The 18,256-nt window shown below is 60.6% G+C and carries 14 protein-coding genes, 4 tRNA genes and 1 pseudogene; 9 read left to right on the top strand and 10 right to left on the bottom strand.

Annotated features, from left to right (window positions below; all coding sequences use genetic code 11):
• Window positions 1–15: 15 nt before the first annotated feature.
• A pseudogene (locus SLW74_RS09365) lies at window positions 16–872 on the bottom strand (class II aldolase/adducin family protein).
• Between the two features lie 531 nt (window positions 873–1,403).
• Between SLW74_RS09365 and SLW74_RS09360 the strand changes: the two are divergent.
• The 3 genes from SLW74_RS09360 to SLW74_RS09350 all read left to right on the top strand — a co-directional run bounded on the left by SLW74_RS09360 (window position 1,404) and on the right by SLW74_RS09350 (window position 5,609).
• Entirely contained in the window at window positions 1,404–3,731 is a 2,328-nt protein-coding gene (locus tag SLW74_RS09360; protein WP_410928693.1) for a hypothetical protein, read from the top strand.
• On the top strand, window positions 3,722–4,942 hold the full coding sequence (locus tag SLW74_RS09355) for a hypothetical protein (RefSeq protein WP_410928692.1): 1,221 nt from the start codon (window positions 3,722–3,724) through the stop codon (window positions 4,940–4,942). Before SLW74_RS09360 ends, SLW74_RS09355 begins: the two co-directional genes overlap by 10 nt.
• Before the next feature lie 142 nt (window positions 4,943–5,084).
• Window positions 5,085–5,609, top strand: a complete 525-nt coding sequence (locus SLW74_RS09350; protein ID WP_244160423.1) for a DUF1266 domain-containing protein — start codon at window positions 5,085–5,087, stop codon at window positions 5,607–5,609.
• Between the two features lie 79 nt (window positions 5,610–5,688).
• Here SLW74_RS09350 and SLW74_RS09345 read toward each other — a convergent pair whose 3' ends face one another.
• Window positions 5,689–6,594, bottom strand: a complete 906-nt coding sequence (locus SLW74_RS09345; RefSeq protein WP_410928691.1) for a LysR family transcriptional regulator — start codon at window positions 6,592–6,594, stop codon at window positions 5,689–5,691.
• 211 nt (window positions 6,595–6,805) lie between these two features.
• On the opposite strand from SLW74_RS09345, the gene SLW74_RS09340 reads away from it, so the two are divergent.
• From SLW74_RS09340 to SLW74_RS09330, 3 genes are all read left to right on the top strand, one after another.
• Complete coding sequence (locus tag SLW74_RS09340; protein WP_410928690.1) at window positions 6,806–7,414, top strand: cysteine dioxygenase; 609 nt, start codon at window positions 6,806–6,808, stop codon at window positions 7,412–7,414.
• Window positions 7,411–8,991 (top strand): rhodanese-related sulfurtransferase, encoded by a 1,581-nt coding sequence (locus SLW74_RS09335; RefSeq protein ID WP_410928689.1) that lies wholly within the window; start codon window positions 7,411–7,413, stop codon window positions 8,989–8,991. The genes SLW74_RS09340 and SLW74_RS09335 overlap by 4 nt, the downstream gene beginning before the upstream one ends.
• A gap of 305 nt (window positions 8,992–9,296) precedes the next feature.
• Window positions 9,297–10,319, top strand: a complete 1,023-nt coding sequence (locus tag SLW74_RS09330) for an ABC transporter substrate-binding protein (protein ID WP_410928688.1) — start codon at window positions 9,297–9,299, stop codon at window positions 10,317–10,319.
• 121 nt (window positions 10,320–10,440) lie between these two features.
• Here SLW74_RS09330 and SLW74_RS09325 read toward each other — a convergent pair.
• The 4 genes from SLW74_RS09325 to SLW74_RS09310 form a co-directional block, all read right to left on the bottom strand.
• Window positions 10,441–10,516, bottom strand: a tRNA-Gly gene (locus tag SLW74_RS09325).
• Window positions 10,517–10,519: 3 nt separating this feature from the next.
• Window positions 10,520–10,595, bottom strand: a tRNA-Glu gene (locus SLW74_RS09320).
• A 103-nt stretch (window positions 10,596–10,698) separates the two neighbouring features.
• A tRNA-Gly gene (locus SLW74_RS09315) sits at window positions 10,699–10,774 on the bottom strand.
• 2 nt (window positions 10,775–10,776) lie between these two features.
• Window positions 10,777–10,852, bottom strand: a tRNA-Glu gene (locus SLW74_RS09310).
• Between the two features lie 264 nt (window positions 10,853–11,116).
• Between SLW74_RS09310 and SLW74_RS09305 the strand changes: the two genes are divergently transcribed.
• Window positions 11,117–11,890: a hypothetical protein gene (locus SLW74_RS09305; protein WP_065993078.1), complete on the top strand. Its 774-nt coding sequence runs from the start codon at window positions 11,117–11,119 to the stop codon at window positions 11,888–11,890.
• A gap of 48 nt (window positions 11,891–11,938) precedes the next feature.
• On the opposite strand, the gene SLW74_RS09300 is transcribed toward SLW74_RS09305, so the two are convergent.
• Both SLW74_RS09300 and SLW74_RS09295 read right to left on the bottom strand, forming a co-directional pair.
• Complete coding sequence (locus SLW74_RS09300) at window positions 11,939–12,421, bottom strand: GAF domain-containing protein (RefSeq protein WP_065993077.1); 483 nt, start codon at window positions 12,419–12,421, stop codon at window positions 11,939–11,941.
• Complete coding sequence (locus SLW74_RS09295; RefSeq protein WP_065993074.1) at window positions 12,418–13,311, bottom strand: ATP-binding protein; 894 nt, start codon at window positions 13,309–13,311, stop codon at window positions 12,418–12,420. The genes SLW74_RS09300 and SLW74_RS09295 overlap by 4 nt, the downstream gene beginning before the upstream one ends.
• A gap of 87 nt (window positions 13,312–13,398) precedes the next feature.
• On the opposite strand from SLW74_RS09295, the gene SLW74_RS09290 reads away from it, so the two are divergent.
• Window positions 13,399–15,723 carry a response regulator gene (locus SLW74_RS09290; RefSeq protein WP_410928687.1) on the top strand — a complete coding sequence of 775 codons (2,325 nt, stop codon included), beginning with the start codon at window positions 13,399–13,401 and terminating at the stop codon, window positions 15,721–15,723.
• A 12-nt stretch (window positions 15,724–15,735) separates the two neighbouring features.
• Here SLW74_RS09290 and SLW74_RS09285 read toward each other — a convergent pair whose 3' ends face one another.
• Both SLW74_RS09285 and msrB read right to left on the bottom strand, forming a co-directional pair.
• Complete coding sequence (locus SLW74_RS09285; protein ID WP_410928686.1) at window positions 15,736–16,236, bottom strand: glutathione peroxidase; 501 nt, start codon at window positions 16,234–16,236, stop codon at window positions 15,736–15,738.
• A gap of 84 nt (window positions 16,237–16,320) precedes the next feature.
• Complete coding sequence (gene msrB / locus SLW74_RS09280; protein ID WP_410928685.1) at window positions 16,321–16,719, bottom strand: peptide-methionine (R)-S-oxide reductase MsrB; 399 nt, start codon at window positions 16,717–16,719, stop codon at window positions 16,321–16,323.
• Window positions 16,720–16,911: 192 nt separating this feature from the next.
• Here msrB and SLW74_RS09275 point away from each other — a divergent pair, with 192 nt between their 5' ends.
• Window positions 16,912–18,123 carry a pyridoxal phosphate-dependent aminotransferase gene (locus tag SLW74_RS09275; protein WP_065993069.1) on the top strand — a complete coding sequence of 404 codons (1,212 nt, stop codon included), beginning with the start codon at window positions 16,912–16,914 and terminating at the stop codon, window positions 18,121–18,123.
• Window positions 18,124–18,256 lie beyond the last annotated feature (133 nt).

Genomic DNA, 18,256 nt, shown 5'->3' with positions numbered 1-18,256 from the left:
ATCGACATCCCATGCCTAGCGCGCCGCGTAACGGCGCGCCAGGATTAGGTAACACGCCTGATAATCCGTCCCGTGCCGATCCAGTTCGCGGATCAGCGCGTTCCAGTGCCGTGTCACGCCCGGGCCGGTGCCGCTTTTCAGGACTTTGGCCTGTTCTTCCACCCTCTTCACCACTTCTTCAGGCGGGAAGATCAATTCGGCATTGCCCGCGGCCTGCGCGGCAATCTGTCTGTATGTTGCAGGCATATTCGAGGTTGTGCAGCTGTTGAAACCCGTGCTCGACACTCACCCCCGCCGTGAGCAGACCGTGGTTGCGCAGGATCATCACGCTCTTGTCGCCCAGGTCCGCCACCAAGCGTTCACGCTCGCCGAGGTCCTGCGCGATGCCTTCGTAACCGTGGTACGCCACGCGCCCGGAGAACCCGAGGGAATGCTGGGAGATCAGCAACACCGTTCTTCTGCGTAGAGAAGGCAATCCCGTCGCGAGTGTGGGTGTGCAGCACCGCCTGTAAATCAGGCCGCGCTGCATGGATGGCGCTGTGGATTACGTAGCCGGCGTTGTTGATGCCCAGGCCGGTCGAGTCATCGACAATAGCGCCGTCAATGTCGACTTTCACCAGATTGGACGCCTTGATCTCATCGAACAGCAAGCCAAAGGCGTTGATCAGGAAGTGCTCGTCAGGCCCCGGCACCCGCGCGGAAAAGTGCGTGTAGATGTGGTCGGTCCAGCGTTTCAGGGCGGCGATCCGGTAAGCAGCCACCAGTTTCACCCGCACCTCCCATTCTCCCGGGCTGACCCGGTCACGCACGCTGCCCGCGTTGATGGCGGTGCTGATGCCGGACTGAACGGGTAAAGAACTGACGTTGCTCATGCATGACTCCCTGGTGGTCTGGTTCAGACGTAATCGGGGTAGCCTATGCGCTGAGCAAACCATTTAGAAATCACATTTTCTTATAAGATAATTATTAGTGTTTTTTATTATCTGGTTGAGCTTTTCATCAGGCGGAGTCGGCTGACAATTAGACCTATCAGCTGCATTAGTGCCATCAGACTGCCTACCGCAATATTTACTGACAGTTCTCCGCCCCGCTTTCAACCGTGTCTAAATCGTCTCATACCGGTGGAGTCCAGCAGCAGCAATCGCCCAGAAGCAGCCATTTGCAGGCGATGCCGCCTCAAGTGCGATGCACAGCGTCTACCCGCTGATTGCTCCGCAACTACAGGACTCCGCCCCGCCCAAGTCTTGGTTTTTCAAACCTCCACTGGTAGCGTGCCGCGCCTCGCGGTATCGCCCGCTCCCCTTTCGTCATCGTTTCCGATTCGGGGACTCGCCGCCCCCTACTCAAGGACGCTGCGCGTTATGCATATGGCGATGCACGGTCATTAGCAAATGGAGTTAACAATGACGCAAAACAGCACCGTGCTGTCCGGCATCCCGCTGGATCAATTTATGGACCGTGTTGAGGTCGAGCATCAAGAACACGGCGCCGACTTTTTACTGGGCCAGTTGCGCGCACAGCCGCTGAAGGCGATCTCGCTGGAATCGATCACCCGTCTGCACGTTTTGTGGGTTAACGCCGGTGACGCTGAAGCAGCCAGAGCGGTGCTTACCGACGACGGCCAAGCTTTGATCGAGGTTACGCCTGACGATGCGCGCAACGAACTCAAATTCAACCTGCTGCTCTACCAACTGCGACTAGGCAACTATTTGAAAGACGAGCAGGGCCTGCTGCAGGCGTTGGACAGCCTGCAGCAACTGACCAAGGAACCGCTGCCGTTCGACATCGAGCGGTACTGGCGCCACCACATCTTCGAAGATCTGCAGCACACAACGCTCGATGTGGCGCTCCGGGCCATCGAAGTGAGCCACACCCTGTCACTGATCACCCCCTGCCGTCACACTTTGCGGGCTTGGGACGATGCCGATCAATACCGGCGCCGGGCCAGGGTACTGGCCGTCCATGACCGTAACGAAGAGGCGCGTGAAACCGCGCTATCGGCAGTTGCCGCTTTGCGCACAGCCAAAGAAGATCAGGATGTCGACGTTAACGACTGGCTGTGGCTGGGCGATTCGCTGATCGAAATCGTACCGTTGCGCCTGGCGATGTTTGAGCAACCTGTGATGCGACTGACCGCAGAGTTGGCACTGCCCCAACGTCGGGAATATGAAGTGCGGCTGGCGCGTTTGGCCGCCCGGTCACTGCACGCCCAAGGCGACCTGGCAGGGGCGTTGAAAATCTGTGAAGTGGCGACGCTGAGCTTAGGGGCCGACGGCGGTGACAACTTCGTTGATTTCCATTTGCCTTGGCTGCTTGAGGACGGCCAGATCGAAGAGGCCGGGCAACGTGCGTTCGTGGAAATTTATGAAATGCGCGACGAAATGTGGCCGGGCACGCCTGCTTGGGTACACGATCGCCTGCTCGATGCCGAGGATGCATCCGCATGGTGGCCGTTGTGCGTGATGCGTGCCTGTGACGATCAAGCGGTGCTGGAGCGGTTCATTTCCGGCCTGCCGTCGCGTGACGAGTCGATGCCGACCTTCGGGCCGCTGCTTGATGCCATGCATGCCAAAGGCCACGAGCTTGGGCAGCTCGACAACGTCTTCACCGAGGCCCTTGCTGAAGCCAGGCGCCGCTCGCCAAACCACCCGTGGATCAATCGCCTGTTGGCGGTGCGGGAACGCATTGCCGGTCGAATCGACGCCAACACTGAACTTGCCATGCTCCGCGAGGCAGTCCCCGCCGGCAATATGCAGGACAACCGCAGCGCCTTCAGCCTGCTTAGCGCCCACGCGAGTGTGTTCGGCATTATCAATGCCCTGCGCCAACCTTTACCTCCACTGGCCGGTGGTATGTACTACTACCGGTTTGCGGTCCACACCGAGGGTCTGGTCGAAACGCACGTCGAGCAACTCTCGAGCGATGAGGCAGACCACGCCTGGGCGCTGCTGAGCCAAGTACAAAAGGCTGCCTACGAACACGGCCAGGCTCGAATGGAGCAATGTTTCTCTAGCGGCCGCGGGCACCGCTTCGATGCCTGTGCGCACCTGTACTCAATGCTGTGCAACAACTTGGCAAATAACTACCGGCGCTACAACGACCAACGCATGTATGAGCAGGCCATTGAGCTGCATTCCCGAGGCATCACCGCCAGCTCGTTCGCAGAACATTATCAGGGCATCCTCGAAAACCGAATTCTGCTGGAGGACAACGAGGGCATCGCCGACGCTGCCGAACGCCTTTGGCACTACGCAGCCGACTATGGCTACAGCCGCCACGACCCTGAAGAATACCTGCTGGGTGTCACCCGTGCCCTGCACCGCCTGGACCGCAACCGTGAAATATTGATCTGGCTGGAGCGTATTCTCCAATGGCAGGAAGAGCGCGGCGTATGCGACCAAGATTTGGAGTACTCGGAGCTGTTTGTAAGGACGAAAATCGCCTTGTACTTGTCGTTCAGTCTGCCGGAGGCGGCCACCAGCTTGTGGCTGCGCTACGCACCGCACATTAACGAACGCGACGAGGCATCCCTCCTGGGCTGCGCCGGAGAAGTACTTGAAGGGCTTGGCCGCAAGGAAGAAGCTTTGGCGTATTACCAGCGCTCCATCCTGCAAAGTGACCCGAACAACGCGGCCGACCAGCACAATATCGAAATTTTCCGCCAGAGCATCGCCGAGCTGGAGGCTGCTGGAAAACCGGACTGCAAGACCTGGTGGCAGATATGGCGGTGAAACCGCAAGCGCGACAATCCGGTTACGCCTCGCGCAACGCACTCAATGCTGATCAGCTCAAGCGCGGGATTGCTGAACGCAGCAAGGCCCGCGGTGATGCGCCAGAGGTGGGCAAATGGTTGCTCAATCATTATTACCGTCATCTGGTCGGCAATTTCGAACCCGCGCGGCGGATCCTGACCCTGGAGCAGGCTGCCGAAGCACTGGGCTCCGAGCCGCCCTCATGGGTGCCAAGGCATTTGAGCGACGCCGGCAAAAATTCGCAGCAGACACCCCCGCCGCTGGTTTGGGTCGATCCGCATCAAGCGCCACTGCTGGCTCAAGAGGCCTTGCTGGTGGAGTTCCTGACCTCTCGCCAAGGCACGGCGCTGGCCGGTAAGCTCGACCGCATCAACTGCCCGCAGGCGCTGGCGCTGTGGCAAAAAGAACATGCGCAAATGGCGGAGCGGGTCGAGCTAGGCTGGCGCAAGAGCGCCCCCGAGGCATTGCTCGCTCGGGTGACCACCGCTGAGCACGTATTACAGGAGCTGCGCCCCGAGAGCCCCTCGCTGCGCGCGGAAATGGCCTTTGAAAGCTACGTGATGCGCCACTGCCTGGGCCAGTTCGCTGATCGTCGTGCCTTGACCGGCGGCTACGGCGAGCGCTACGCAGAAGCGCTGGAGCAGCGGCGCATGCGCGTGTTCAGTTTTCGCGACAGCCAGGGCCAGCCACACATCACCATCAGCCTGATCGTTCAGGCCGACGGCACCTTGACCGTCGAGCAGGTCAAGGGCAAGCAGAACCGGCCACCGGTCGAGCGTTATTACCAGGACTTGCTGCAGTGCCTGAATGCCCTCGGCACCGACCTGCAGACGCCCGACGACTGCATTGCAATCGGTATCGTGCGCACCGAAGTCGGTTGGCAGCGAATCGAAACCGTCAGCGACCCGGCCGCTCAGAGTCGTCTGATAGCCTGTTATCCGCAACTGTACGATTGCCTAGATGCGCCCTCCGCCATGGTCGAATGGCTGGTGGCCGGACGTCAGCCACAGCAGTTCCTGCAGACTGCCCCGCACGCGGCTTCCGTCAAGTACGCCACTCGCCACATATTCTGCGAACGCGTTGAGCGTCCGTCTGATGCCCCGCTGTACCTGACCGAAGATGTGCAGTGGCCTGATATGACCTCGCCGCTGGCCGGAGAAATCCAAGCATGGCAGGCTCGGGCAAGGTAAGGAGAACGGCATGTTTTTAAGTATTGCAGCGGTTGTTTCAGGCTGGTTGTTGTGGCGAGTATTTAGGGCAAGGGGCGGCGCATCGTTGTTCAGCCCGTGCAAGCACTGGTCGCTACTGTTAGCCAGGCCCATGGCTGACGCAATGGAAATCGAGGGCTTCTACTCGCCGGCATGCGATCCCTTCACGGAGGAAGCGCAGACAACCGTGCGCGCAGCGTTGCTCTACCAAGCCGGAATACGCAGCAATTTCGATGACGAAGCGGTGCGGGAGCACTTCAGTGCGACACTCGAACAGCAATGGTACAGCCTCGACCTGCAAGCGCTGACGGCCGAAGATGAACCCCGTGCAGCCATGGCTTTCGCCTGCGCGCGGGTGGCGTTTCTGATCCGCTGTGCATTGCTGATGCGCTGGCTCGAGCCCGAACTCGCCTGGCGTGTCCTGCTGCTCAACGCACAGCGGGCGCAGGATTGTTTCGACAGTTGGGCAGATTTCGGTAGCGCCTATAAGCTGGGGCGCGAGCAGTGGGTTGCAACGTTTCGCGTCGATTCGCTGGGCGAAGCGTTCCACGAGCAGCATCTTCGCCAGTTGCTGGCAGCCGGCAGCGGCGCTTGGGCCGATATTTACTGGCAAACGCCTGCGGCGTTGAATCCAGTTTTGGCCGAGTAACGCCTGTGCTATGGCGAGGACTTTTCCTGGTAGTCAAAACGGTGTCTTGATCAGACCGTCCACCATCACGTCACAGCCCTCAAGCCGCATCCCGCTCCTGCTCCAGCGCTTGCGCCACCACACGACCGAAGGACGCCACCGGCGCCTGCAGATTGCCGAGGAAGCGCGGGTAGATCAGCCACAGGTCCATCACCGGCTTGAAATCCTTGAGCGGCATGACCGCCAGTGAATCGCGGTAGACGCTGCGCTCCAGCAATGGACGCGGCACAAGACCCAGGCCCATGCCGTCGGCGACCAGGCCCAGTTGCAGCTCGGTGCCGAAGGTTTCCAGATTGACCTTCAGGCTCAACCCCTGGTCAGCCAAGGTGCGTTGCAGCCCGGCACGGAAACCGCAGCCGTCGGGGTTGAGCACCCAGCCCAGCGCGTAGCAGTCGGCCAGTTTCACCGGTTTTTTCGGCAGCGCGCTCTTGGCGCAGACCACCACCAGCTCCATCTTGCCGATGGACTCGCCAACGATGCCTTCGGGGAAGATCTTGCCCGCAGGGAACAGCGCCGCCGCTGCGTCCAGTTCGCCGTTCTCGATTTTGCCAATCAGGTGGCTGCCCCAGCCGGTAATCACTTGGGCGCGCAGGTCGGGAAATTGCCCGCGCAGGTGTTTCAGCGCATCCAGCAGCACGACGTCGCCGATGGTTTGCGGCACGCCCAGTCTGAGCAATCCGGTGGGCGGCGTGTCGCTAGCAACGAGTTCGCGTAACGAGTCCATTTCCCGCAGGATCGCCAGGCATTTCTGATAGACCTGATTGCCCATTGCCGTGGGCTTGAGCGGCTTGGTATTACGGTCGAACAACTCGACGCCCAGTGCCTGCTCGAAATTCTGCACCCGGCGCGTGATGGCCGGCTGGGTCAGGTCCAGGGATTCAGCGGCATGGCTGATTGACTGGCAGCGAATGACCGCCACGAAAGCATCGATGTCATCAATTTTCATTCGGATCGCACATGGAATAAGGGAAATAAGATAGGCAAAAATCATAATCGCCACAGAAGGCTATGGATAGCCTCTGTTTAGCCACAGAACGGCCAGCAACCTGTGAGTCAGTTATCAGCTACGTTTTGGTTATAACCTAATCATCAATGAATCGCATATTAGGCGGCTTAATTATGCTTATATTAAGCATTATTCTGTGTCTGGAGCCGACATGATCCACATCCGACACCCTGAACGACTCAGGGCGTTTATCGGCGCGCTGGCCGAGCTGATCGACAGCCATCCGGGGGAAGAAGACCTGCTTTCCCGGGGTGGCAAGCTGCTGGGGCAACTGGTCAGTTATGACGACTGGCTGCCGGATGAGTTCGCAATTCCCGATCCGCTGCGCTATCAACAGTTTCTGTTGCACGCCGACTCACGGCAGCGGTTTTCGGTCGTCAGCTTTGTGTGGGGACCGGGCCAGAGCACGCCGATTCACGACCACCGCGTCTGGGGCTTGATCGGCATGCTGCGCGGCGCTGAGTATTCCCAGGGGTTCGCCCGCAGCGCCGATGGCCGATTGGAACAGGAAGGCCCGGCGATCCGCCTGGACCCCGGCCATGTCGAGGCCTTGTCGCCGCGCAGCAACGACATTCATCAGGTCAGGAATGCCTTCGACGATCAGGTGTCGGTCAGCATTCATGTCTACGGTGCCAACATTGGCGCCGTGAAGCGCGCCGTTTACCAGCCCGATGGCAGCGAAAAGCTGTTCATCTCGGGTTATTCCAACGCCTTGCTCCCGAACATCTGGGATCTGTCCAAAGAGAACCAAGCCCAATGAGCCATAACACCCGTTCCTGCGCCGACATCCGCCGCGCCCTGCTCGCCCATGAAGAAGTCGCGCTGGTCGATGTTCGCGAAGAAGCCCCTTTCGCCGAAGCTCATCCGCTGTTCGCCGCCAACATCCCTTTGTCGAAGCTGGAACTGGAAGTGCTCGCGCGCATCCCCCGTCGCGACACCGCCGTGACGGTGTACGACAACGGCGAGGGTCTGGCCGAACGCGCCTTACAGCGCTTTCTGGGCCTGGGTTACATCGACGTCAAGCTGCTTGAAGGCGGATTGCAGGGCTGGCGCCACGCCGGCGGCGAGGTGTTCATCGACGTCAATGTGCCGAGCAAGGCGTTTGGCGAACTGGTGGAGCACCATCGCCACACGCCGTCGCTGGCCGCCGAAGAGGTCAAGCAGTTGCTCGACGCCAAGGCCGACGTGGTGGTGCTGGATGCGCGGCGGTTCGATGAATACCAGACCATGAGCATTCCCTCCGGTGTCAGTGTGCCCGGCGCCGAACTGGTGCTGCGCGCGCGCGAACTGGCACCCGATCCGAATACCCGAATTATCGTCAACTGCGCCGGCCGTACGCGCAGCATCATTGGCACGCAGTCGCTGGTGAATGCAGGCCTGCCCAACCCGATTTCCGCCCTGCGCAATGGCACGATTGGCTGGCTGTTGGCCGGCCAGACCCTGGACCATGGGAAATCCCTGCGCTTCCCGCCGGCCAGTGATGCAACCCGGGAAGTCGCTCGGGCGGATGCGCGCAACGTGGCGGACAAAGCGCGAGTGAAACGCGTCAGCCGCGGGGACTTGCCGGTCTGGCAGGCCGAGACGACTCGAACGACGTACCTGTTCGATGTGCGCACGCCGGAGGAATTCGAAGCCGGCCATGTGCCCGGTGCCCGTTCGACGCCGGGCGGCCAACTGGTGCAGGAGACTGACCATTACGCCAGCGTGCGCGGCGCGCGGATCGTATTGCTGGATGACGACGGCGTGCGCGCAAACATGTCTGCTTCGTGGCTCGCGCAACTGGGCTGGGAGGTGTTCGTGGTGGACGACCTGCGCCCAGAGGATTTCAGTGAAAAAGGCGCCTGGAACGCGCCGACTCCGCTCGCGCCGCAGGTCGAGGAGATCAGCGCGCAGACGTTACGCGAGTGGCGCGAACACGGTGGTGCGGCGGTGCTGGATTTCACTGCCAGCGCCCACTACGTCAAGCAGCATATTCCCGGCGCCTGGTGGACACTGCGTGCCGACCTTGCCAACGCGCTGCAAAACACACCGGTGGCCGAGCGTTACGTGCTCACTTGCGGCAGCAGCATGCTCGCGCGGCTGGCCGTGTCGGAGGTCGAAGCGCTGACCGGCAAGCCGGTGTTTGTGCTGAAAGATGGCACCGCCAGTTGGGTGGCTGCAGGCTTTGAGCTTGAGCACGGCGAGAGCCATCTGGCCTCCCCGCGCATTGACCGCTACCGCCGGCCTTATGAAGGCACTGATGCGCCGCGTGAGGCGATGCAGGCGTATCTGGATTGGGAGTATGGACTGGTCGAGCAATTGAGCCGCGACGGGACCCACGGGTTTTATGTGATCTGAGCCACGCTGCATTCCCTCCCCTTGTAGGAGTGAGCTTGCTGACGAAAACGGCGTTCCAGTCGCTGAAAATTCAGCAAGCACGCCCGCCAACTCACGGGCAACCGCTCCTGCAAAAAACGCATTGCCTCAATATATCTATGCAATGTTTTTATAGAGTCAAGCTAGATAATCACAAACGTACATAATTAGCATATAACCAAAAGATACTTCTATTCCATTTCTTATCGGCATATGGTCAATCCCCTTGCCGACCCCTTCTCCAGGCGGAGGCCGAGAACCCTTTTTCATGCCTGGAGAGACGCACCATGTCCGCCCCTTTCACTCCCCTGCTCCGCGCCCGACACGTGATACTCGGCGCACTGCTCGCATTATCATTCAGCCAGACCACACAGGCCGCCGAGCCACTCCAGCCGCTGCTCGTCGCCAACCAGAAGTCCGCGCTGAAGGTGCTGCTGGAGGTGTCCGGCGAGCTGAAGGACGTACCCTACGAGATCAAGTTTTCCGAATTCCCCTCGGCGTCGCCATTAGGTGAAGCCCTGAACGCGGGGGCCGTCGACGTCGGCGCGCTGGGCGACGCGCCGTATGTCTTTGCGCTGGGCGCCGGTGCGGCGTTGAAGGTCATCAGCATCACCCACGTCAGTGGGCGCTACACGACTGCGCTGATTGTGCGCAACGACTCGCCGGTCCACTCGGTTGCGGACCTCAAAGGCAAACGCATCGTCACCGGTCGCGGCTCCATTGGTCATTACCTCGCAATCCGCGCGCTGAACGAAGCCGGCTTGAAGACCAGCGACGTGAACTTCGTTTACCTGTTACCCAGCGAGTCCCGGCTGATCCTCGACAACGGCGACGCTGACGCCTGGGCCACGTGGGCGCCCTACACCACCGTCGCCACGCAGAACGGCGCGCGCATCCTGCCCAACGGCCCGGACCTGCTGACCAATCATTCCTACCTCGCCGCGACCAGCAAGGCCATCGCCGACAAGCGCGTGCAACTGGACGATTTCGTGGTGCGCCTCGACCGCGCCTACCGCTGGGCCAACGCCCATCCGGCCGAATACGCCGCCGCCCAGACCAAGGTCACCGGCCTGCCGTTGGCCGTGCATCTGGCCGTCAACCAGGACACGAAAATGGAACGCGTGAGCATCGATGACGGCGTCATCAAGCGCTTGCAGAATACGGCGGACATCTACCAGCGCGAAGGCATCCTCAACAAACACGTCGACGTGTCCCATGGCTTCGACCCGGATTTCAATGCCATCCGCCTGGCCGCCGAGCCATCAGCCGAGCAAGCTGCCAGTCAGAACAATCCCCAAGCTGCGCGCTAAGGGAGCGGGCTAATTTGGAAGCCTGTGGAATGTGCAGAACAAAATCGATTTGAGGCGCGTGTGCGTTGTAAATCCCGCACACACAAAAACGCCGCTCTGTTGAGCGGCGCTTTTGAGAATTTGGAGCGGGAAACGAGACTCGAACTCGCGACCCCGACCTTGGCAAGGTCGTGCTCTACCAACTGAGCTATTCCCGCAAATGGCGTCCCCTAGGGGACTCGAACCCCTGTTACCGCCGTGAAAGGGCGGTGTCCTAGGCCACTAGACGAAGGGGACACAGCCTGGAAACACCATGGTGTTGTGTTCCAGTTCCAGAAACACATCCGAAGACGCTTCCTGGTTTCACTCAACTTCGCCCGAAAGCAAAGCTGCTTAAAAATGGAGCGGGAAACGAGACTCGAACTCGCGACCCCGACCTTGGCAAGGTCGTGCTCTACCAACTGAGCTATTCCCGCAATGGCGTCCCCTAGGGGACTCGAACCCCTGTTACCGCCGTGAAAGGGCGGTGTCCTAGGCCACTAGACGAAGGGGACACGCTACAACATTCACTCCCTGCTACGCTCTGCTGTGTGCTTTACGCTGCAAGTGGCGCGCATTCTATGGATGGATATAGGGGTCGTCAACCCCTCAGTGAAAATATATTCAAATCAATGACTTCGCCCTCTATTTAGGCAAAGGACGGCCGATACACACGTGTCAGCCGCCATGGGCAATATCAGGCGGAGTGACAGGACCACCTTCCCGCGATAGTGGATAGCCACTACACTCGCGCAAATTACTTGATTGAGGCTTGTGCGGTGACACCACTCTTTATCACCTTCTTGGTTGTAGCAGGCATCGTGCTCCTCATTGCGGTGGGCTATCTGAATCATGTCGCAGAAGGCAAAAAGGTCGAGCGCGCGCGCAGCATGGTCGAGCTCAACGACCGGCTACGCCGCTGCAGCGAGCTGTCCGAAACCTTCCCCGGTCAGTTGATGACGCCACAGTTGAAGCTGCTGCTGGTTCGGCTGGAGCTGAACGTGGTCAAGCGCCTGCTCGCTCTGGAAAAAAGGAACAACCCGAATCTTCAGGAGCGCCAGTCTGAACTGGAAGCCCTGGTAGCGCAGGGCGACGCGATCACCGTCAGCAACCCGCCCAGCCCGATTCAAACCGAAGCCAAGGCCAAGGACGTGCGCTTTCTGCTGGAAGCCATGCACGGCCAGGTGACGCGAGCGGCCCACGACGGTTTCCTGCAAACGTCCGAAGCCAAGCAATGGATTCGCGAGATCCGCAACTTGCTGGTGCTGCTGCACATCGAGTTTTTCAACAACTTGGGCCAGCACGCGATGAGTCAGGAACAGCCCGGTCAGGCGCGTCTGGCCTTCGAGCGTGGCGTTCAGTACCTGAAAAACCAGCCTGAACCCGCGCCGTGGAAAAGCCACTTGCAGGCCATGGAGCGGCAATTGGCCAAGGCGAACTCCATGGTGCTGGACACCATTGCACCGACCGAAGACGACAACAACGAGCTGACCGAAGGGTTGCGCGTCGTGGACGCCGAGGCAGAGTGGAAAAAGAAAGCCATCTACGACTGATGGCTCGACACCGACGCACCGCGCCAAGCGGTGCGTCGGGGCTTCACATCAGCAATCGGTCGAATTCAGGAAAATCGCCGCCAGCCGTTCAATCCCCGCCTGATCTTCCTCGTTAAAGCGCCCGACGCTCGGGCTGTCCAGATCCAGAACCCCGATCAGCTGTCCATCCTTCACCAGTGGCACGACCAATTCGCTATTGGAAGCGCTGTCGCAGGCGATGTGGCCGGGAAACTCATGGACATCGACCACGCGCTGGGTTTCGCGGCTTTGTGCCGCCGTACCGCACACGCCCCTGCCGAACGGAATGCGCACACAGGCGATCTGGCCCTGAAACGGACCCAGCACCAGCTCTTCGTTGCGGTTGAGGTAGAAGCCTGCCCAGTTCAGGTCGTCGAGCTGGGTATAAAGGAAGGCCGAGAACTGCGCGGCGTTGGCGATGAAGTCGCGCTCATCCGCCAGCAGGGATTCCAGTTGTGCAGCGAGCAGGCGGTAGCCATCAAGGCCCTCCCCTGCGGAATTCAAATCGATCATGCGTCTTGCTCCAGCATTTTCAAACCAACCCAGTAACGGGCGAACTGATACGCGCAACGGCCGTTGCGGTTGCCACGGCCGGTTGCCCAGCGCACGGCGTGAATCTCGAGCGCTTCATCGCGCTGCCATTGCAGGCCGGCCCTGATCGCCAGCTCGCCGATCCAGTGCTCCACCACATCCAGAAAATGCTCCTGAGTGAACGGATAGAACGACAGCCAAAGGCCGAAGCGGTCGGACAGCGCGATCTTGTCTTCGACGGCTTCACTCGGGTGAATCTCGCCGTCGTCACCGCGCTGCCAGTGAGCGTTATCGCTCTCCTTCTCAGGCACTAAATGCCGGCGGTTGGAGGTGGCGTACAGCAGGACATTGTCAGGCGCCTGTTCCAGCGAGCCATCGAGCACGCTCTTGAGCACCCGGTAGTCGCCTTCGCCGGATTCGAATGACAGGTCGTCGCAGAACAATACGAAACGCTGGGGTGACTTCTGCAGTTGCTCGACCACGCGCGGCAGATCGCCCAAGTGATCGCGTTCGATCTCGATCAGGCGCAGACCGGCCTTCGCGTGCTCGGCCAGCAACGCCCGGACCAGCGACGACTTGCCCGTCCCACGTGAACCCCAGAGCAGCGCGTGGTTGGCGGGCAGGCCGTCGATGAACTGCTGCGTATTGCGGCCCAGTTGCTCACGCTGGCGGTCAACGCCGATGAGGTCGGACAGGCGCATGTCCAGCGTGACGTCCAGTGGCATCAGGTAACCGCCGCGACCTTCGTGGACCCAGCGCGCGGCCAGGGTCGTTTCCCAGTCCACGGGCTGCCGAACGGCAGGCAAGAGAGGTTCGAGACGCGCCAGTACCGACTCGGCGCGCTCCAGAAATGCGTTCAATCGAGAATCCACGGTTTCTCCTTGATTTAACGGGTTAACGCGTGGCCGCGATCAGCTATGCTTGCCACGCGACGGACACAAGAAGTGACAGTGCCTTTTATGGATATAGCGATCACCCACCGGCTGTCATTTAAACAGGCCCGATTGACTGTGCTGATCGGCTTTGTATTGGGCACGCTGCTCAGTCTGTCTCAAATTGCGCTCGATTATGCCAGCGAAGACGCGTCCATCGATCGTGAAATTCGCTCCCTGCTGCAAATCAGTCATAACCCCGCCTCGCGCATTGCCTACAACCTGGATGCAGAACTTGCCCAGGAACTGACCCTCGGCCTGCTGCACTCCCCGGCCGTGATCGGCGCGCGGCTGACGGATAACAACAACGTTCAGCTCGCTGCGGTATCACGGCCGCTGGCGAAAAGCGCCTACCGCATGGTCAGTGATTTTCTGTTCGGCGGGAGTCGGCAGTTCGAAGACGTGCTGCACCTGGACCATATCCCCGATGAGTCCATCGGCACCTTGCACCTGGACGTCGATACGTTCGCTTTCGGCAACCATTTTCTGCAGCGCGCCGGCATCACTCTGGTCAACGGCTTCGTGCGCAGCCTGGTGCTGGCCGGCCTGCTGCTGGCGCTGTTCTATTTCACGCTGACCAAACCGCTGACGGGCATGATCCGTGCGCTGTCGGAACGTGATCCGCGCAGCCCCGTTCAACCTCCGGTGCCCTGCCCACCCGGCCACGAAGATGACGAAATCGGCGTGTTGGTGGCGGTCACCAATCGGCAGTTCGAGAGCGTTGCCAGTGAATTTGCGCAGCGGCGGGAGGCCGAAAACCGGCTGACCGATCACCTCAACGAGCTGGAAGACATCGTCTCCGCGCGCACCCAGCAGCTTGAATCCAGCAATGCCCGGCTCAGCCAGTCAAACGAAGAACTGCAGATTGCGCGCAGCACGGCGCTGGACATGGCCCACGCGCGCTCGGCGTTTCTCGCCCACATGAGCCATGAAATCCGCACGCCGCTCAACGGCTTGCTGGGCATGCTGGCGTTGTCCCTCGATGGCCCGCTCAGCGCAGAACAGCGCCAGCAGCTGTCCATTGCCCACGACTCGGGGAAGGTGCTTGTCGAACTGCTGAATGACATTCTCGACCTGTCGAAATTCGACGCCGGTCAGGTGGAGCTCGAGCGCATTCCGTTCGACCTGGCCGCCTTGATCGAAGACACCGCCAGCCTGCTGTCGCAAAACGCGGCGCCGAACGTCGAGCTGACCTGCCTGATCGACCCGCGCTTTCCGGCGTCCGTGCTGGGTGACCCGACGCGGGTGCGGCAGATCGTCAGCAATCTGCTCTCCAACGCGCTCAAGTTCACCCGCGCCGGGCGTGTGGATGTGCGGCTGGGTCAGTATGGCGACCGCGTGCGCATCGAGGTGTGCGACACCGGCATCGGCATCGCCCAGGACGCCCAGGCGAAGATCTTTCAGCCATTTACTCAGGCCGAAGCCGCGATCACCCGGCAGTACGGCGGCACCGGCTTGGGCCTGACCCTGACCCATAACCTGACCGATGCCATGAACGGGCAATTGAGTATCGAATCCGCCGTGGGCGTCGGCAGCCGCTTCCGTGTGGACCTGCCGCTGCCGGCGCACACGCCGGCGCTGAAATGGCCAATGCTCAAGGGCAAAGTGCTGGTGGCCAGTGACGCGAACAGCGGGTTGCTGGAAATGCTCAGCCGGCTGCTGCCGGAATGGGGCGTGACCTGTCAGCCGCTGGCGGACGGCGCGGCGCCCGATGCCGGTGCCGGTGCGGACTTGCTGATCAGCGATTGCCCGGAATGCCTGGTGGCCATCCGAGAAGCGTGCACGGTGCCGGTCTTGCTGGTGACGGCGTACGGCAACTTCATGCCCGGCGAGCAGGTGGCGGCACTGGCGCCGCTGCAACAGCAGGCGCGGCCACTCTCGCGCACTGTGTTGCATCAAAGCCTGGCGCGCATTCTGGACGCCGACGGTCAGGCAGGTATCCGCCAGGAACAGGGCGACCCTTCACCCACCCATCGGGCGCGTATCCTGCTGGTGGAGGACAACCCGGTGAATCAGCTGGTGGCGAAAGGCATGCTCGGCAAGCTGGGCTGCGATGTGGTCGTCAGCAGCAATGGCGCCGAAGCCCTGCAGCAGCTTGAGCAGGATCACTTCGATCTGGTGCTGATGGACTGCAATATGCCGGTGATGAACGGCTATGACGCGACGCGACGAATCCGGGAGAACGAGCGCTGGTCGCGTCTGCCGATCATCGCGCTGACGGCCAACGCGATGCCGGAAGAGCGTGAACACTGCAAGGCCGCGGGCATGAGCGACTACCTCGCCAAGCCTTTTCGTCGCGAGGAATTGATGGCGTTGCTGGATCAGTGGATCCCGGTAGAACAGCCGCATTAAACGCTGCGCCGATCAGCCGGCCGCTTGCTCCTTCAACAGCGCTTCGATGTCAGCCTTGATGTCTTCCGGCTTGGTCAGTGGGGCGTAACGTTTGACCGGCTTGCCGTCGCGGCCCACCAGGAACTTGGTGAAATTCCACTTGATGCCTTCCGAACCGAGCAAGCCCGGTGCACGCTTCTTGAGCTGCACGAACAGCGGATGGGCATGGCTGCCGTTGACGTCGATCTTCTTGAACAGCGGAAAACTCACCCCGTAGTTCAGTTCGCAAAAGTCGGAAATCGAGCCTTCGTTGCCCGGCTCCTGCTTGCCGAACTGGTTGCACGGAAAGCCCAGCACCACCAGTCCGCGATCCTTGTAGCCCTGCCACAATTGCTCAAGGCCCTTGTATTGCGGCGTGAAACCGCACTTGCTGGCGGTATTCACCACCAGTAGCGCCGTGCCGCCGAAGTCAGCCAGGGTCTTTTGTTCGCCCTTGATCGTTTGCACCGGAATGTTCAGCAATTCGTCGCTCATGGCGATGCCTCGATTGAGTAAACCGCAACGCTAGCGCGCCATTGCCTGGCGCGCTATCCCATTGTTACCGGTGATAGGCCTGCATCAGGCGCTGCGTGGCACCAGGTCCAGGCATACGGAGTTGATGCAGTAGCGCAGACCGGTGGGCGGCGGACCATCCGGAAACACGTGGCCGAGGTGAGCGTCGCACTTGCTGCAGACCACTTCGGTGCGAATCATGCCGTGACTGACGTCGCGCACTTCGACCACTGCGCTGCCTTCCAGCGGGGCGTAGAAGCTCGGCCAGCCGCAGCCCGAATCGAACTTGGTCTTGGAGTCGAACAGAGGCTCGTTGCAGCAGATGCAGTGGTAAACGCCGTCGGTCTTGGTCTCGTTGTATTTGCCGCTGAATGGACGCTCCGTGCCCTTCAGCCGGCAGACGTTGTACTGCTCGGGATCGAGCATCGCTTTCCATTCTTCAAGGGTTTTATCCAGCTTAGCCACGGGTTGACCTCCGTAAATGAAAAAGCCCGATCTGTGTCTTTTCCACGGATCGGGTGGCACGTATGATTGCGCCTTCGTTGGACGCCAGTCTGTCACCCGCGTTTCTCGCGTACAAACCCATTTTGATGGCGTCATGCTCAGCGGTCCGCGCTTCTTCTTACAGCGGGCCGTCTCTTTTCGGGACCAATCACCATGCAGTTCAGCAAATCGAACAAGCTCGCCAACGTCTGCTACGACATTCGCGGGCCGGTGCTCAAGCACGCCAAGCGCCTGGAAGAGGAAGGCCATCGCATCCTCAAGCTGAACATTGGCAACCCGGCGCCGTTTGGCTTCGAGGCGCCGGACGAAATTCTGCAGGACGTCATCCGCAACCTGCCCATGGCCCAGGGCTACAGCGACTCCAAGGGCCTGTTCAGCGCGCGCAAGGCGGTGATGCAGTACTACCAGCAGAAGCAGGTCGAAGGTGTCGGCATCGAAGACATCTATCTGGGGAACGGCGTCTCGGAACTGATCGTGATGTCGATGCAGGCCCTGCTCAACAACGGCGACGAAGTGCTGGTTCCTGCGCCGGACTACCCGCTGTGGACCGCCGCCGTTGCGCTGTCCGGCGGCAACCCGGTGCATTATCTGTGCGACGAGCAGGCCAACTGGTGGCCTGATCTGGAGGACATGAAGGCCAAGATCACGCCGAACACCAAAGCGATGGTGATCATCAACCCGAACAACCCGACCGGCGCCGTTTATTCCCGCGAAGTGTTGCTGGGGATGCTGGAGATTGCGCGTCAGCACAATCTGGTGGTCTTCTCCGACGAAATCTACGACAAGATTCTCTACGACGACGCCGTGCACATCTGCACCGCCTCGCTGGCACCGGACCTGCTGTGCCTGACCTTCAACGGGCTGTCGAAATCCTATCGCGTGGCGGGCTTCCGTTCGGGCTGGATCGCGATTTCCGGGCCCAAGCACAACGCGGTCAGCTATATCGAAGGCATCGACATCCTGGCAAACATGCGTCTGTGCGCCAACGTGCCGAGCCAGCACGCGATCCAGACCGCGCTGGGTGGTTATCAGAGCATCAACGACCTGATCCTGCCGCCGGGCCGTCTGCTGGAGCAGCGCAACCGGACCTGGGAATTGCTCAATGATATTCCGGGCGTGAGCTGCGTGAAGCCGATGGGCGCGCTGTATGCCTTCCCGCGCATCGACCCGAAAGTCTGCCCGATCCACAACGACGAGAAGTTTGCGCTGGACCTGCTGCTGTCGGAAAAGCTGCTGATCGTTCAGGGCACGGCGTTCAATTGGCCGTGGCCGGACCATTTCCGCGTGGTGACGCTGCCGCGTGTGGATGATCTGGAGCAGGCCATTGGCCGGATCGGCAACTTTTTGAAGACCTACAAGCAGTAACGCAGCGTGCTGCAAGCGCCGGCTTTTGGATGAACGCTGGTGATGATTGACGACGATGTTGTCTGACTCACCGGGTTCGCCCCCAAGCCGGCTGCTGTTGTTCCGGAGGCCAGTCGCACCGCCCTCACCCTCT

It is taken from the genome of Pseudomonas sp. W5-36, from assembly GCF_046540455.1.
In the GTDB taxonomy this organism is placed as follows: domain Bacteria; phylum Pseudomonadota; class Gammaproteobacteria; order Pseudomonadales; family Pseudomonadaceae; genus Aquipseudomonas; species Aquipseudomonas graminis_B.
Note: the sequence above shows the minus strand (reverse complement) of the source record. Positions and strands in the feature narration are given on the sequence as shown.

Bases quoted from the DNA above. Each gene is read 5' to 3' on its own strand.
- SLW74_RS09290 (WP_410928687.1), top strand. From the start codon at position 13,399: ATGGATATAGCGATCACCCACCGGCTGTCATTTAAACAGGCCCGATTG.
- SLW74_RS09330 (WP_410928688.1), top strand. From the start codon at position 9,297: ATGTCCGCCCCTTTCACTCCCCTGCTCCGCGCCCGACACGTGATACTC.
- SLW74_RS09300 (WP_065993077.1), bottom strand. From the start codon at position 12,421: ATGATCGATTTGAATTCCGCAGGGGAGGGCCTTGATGGCTACCGCCTG.
- SLW74_RS09355 (WP_410928692.1), top strand. From the start codon at position 3,722: ATGGCGGTGAAACCGCAAGCGCGACAATCCGGTTACGCCTCGCGCAAC.
- SLW74_RS09360 (WP_410928693.1), top strand. From the start codon at position 1,404: ATGACGCAAAACAGCACCGTGCTGTCCGGCATCCCGCTGGATCAATTT.
- SLW74_RS09275 (WP_065993069.1), top strand. From the start codon at position 16,912: ATGCAGTTCAGCAAATCGAACAAGCTCGCCAACGTCTGCTACGACATT.
- SLW74_RS09335 (WP_410928689.1), top strand. From the start codon at position 7,411: ATGAGCCATAACACCCGTTCCTGCGCCGACATCCGCCGCGCCCTGCTC.
- SLW74_RS09285 (WP_410928686.1), bottom strand. From the start codon at position 16,236: ATGAGCGACGAATTGCTGAACATTCCGGTGCAAACGATCAAGGGCGAA.
- SLW74_RS09345 (WP_410928691.1), bottom strand. From the start codon at position 6,594: ATGAAAATTGATGACATCGATGCTTTCGTGGCGGTCATTCGCTGCCAG.
- SLW74_RS09340 (WP_410928690.1), top strand. From the start codon at position 6,806: ATGATCCACATCCGACACCCTGAACGACTCAGGGCGTTTATCGGCGCG.
- SLW74_RS09350 (WP_244160423.1), top strand. From the start codon at position 5,085: ATGGAAATCGAGGGCTTCTACTCGCCGGCATGCGATCCCTTCACGGAG.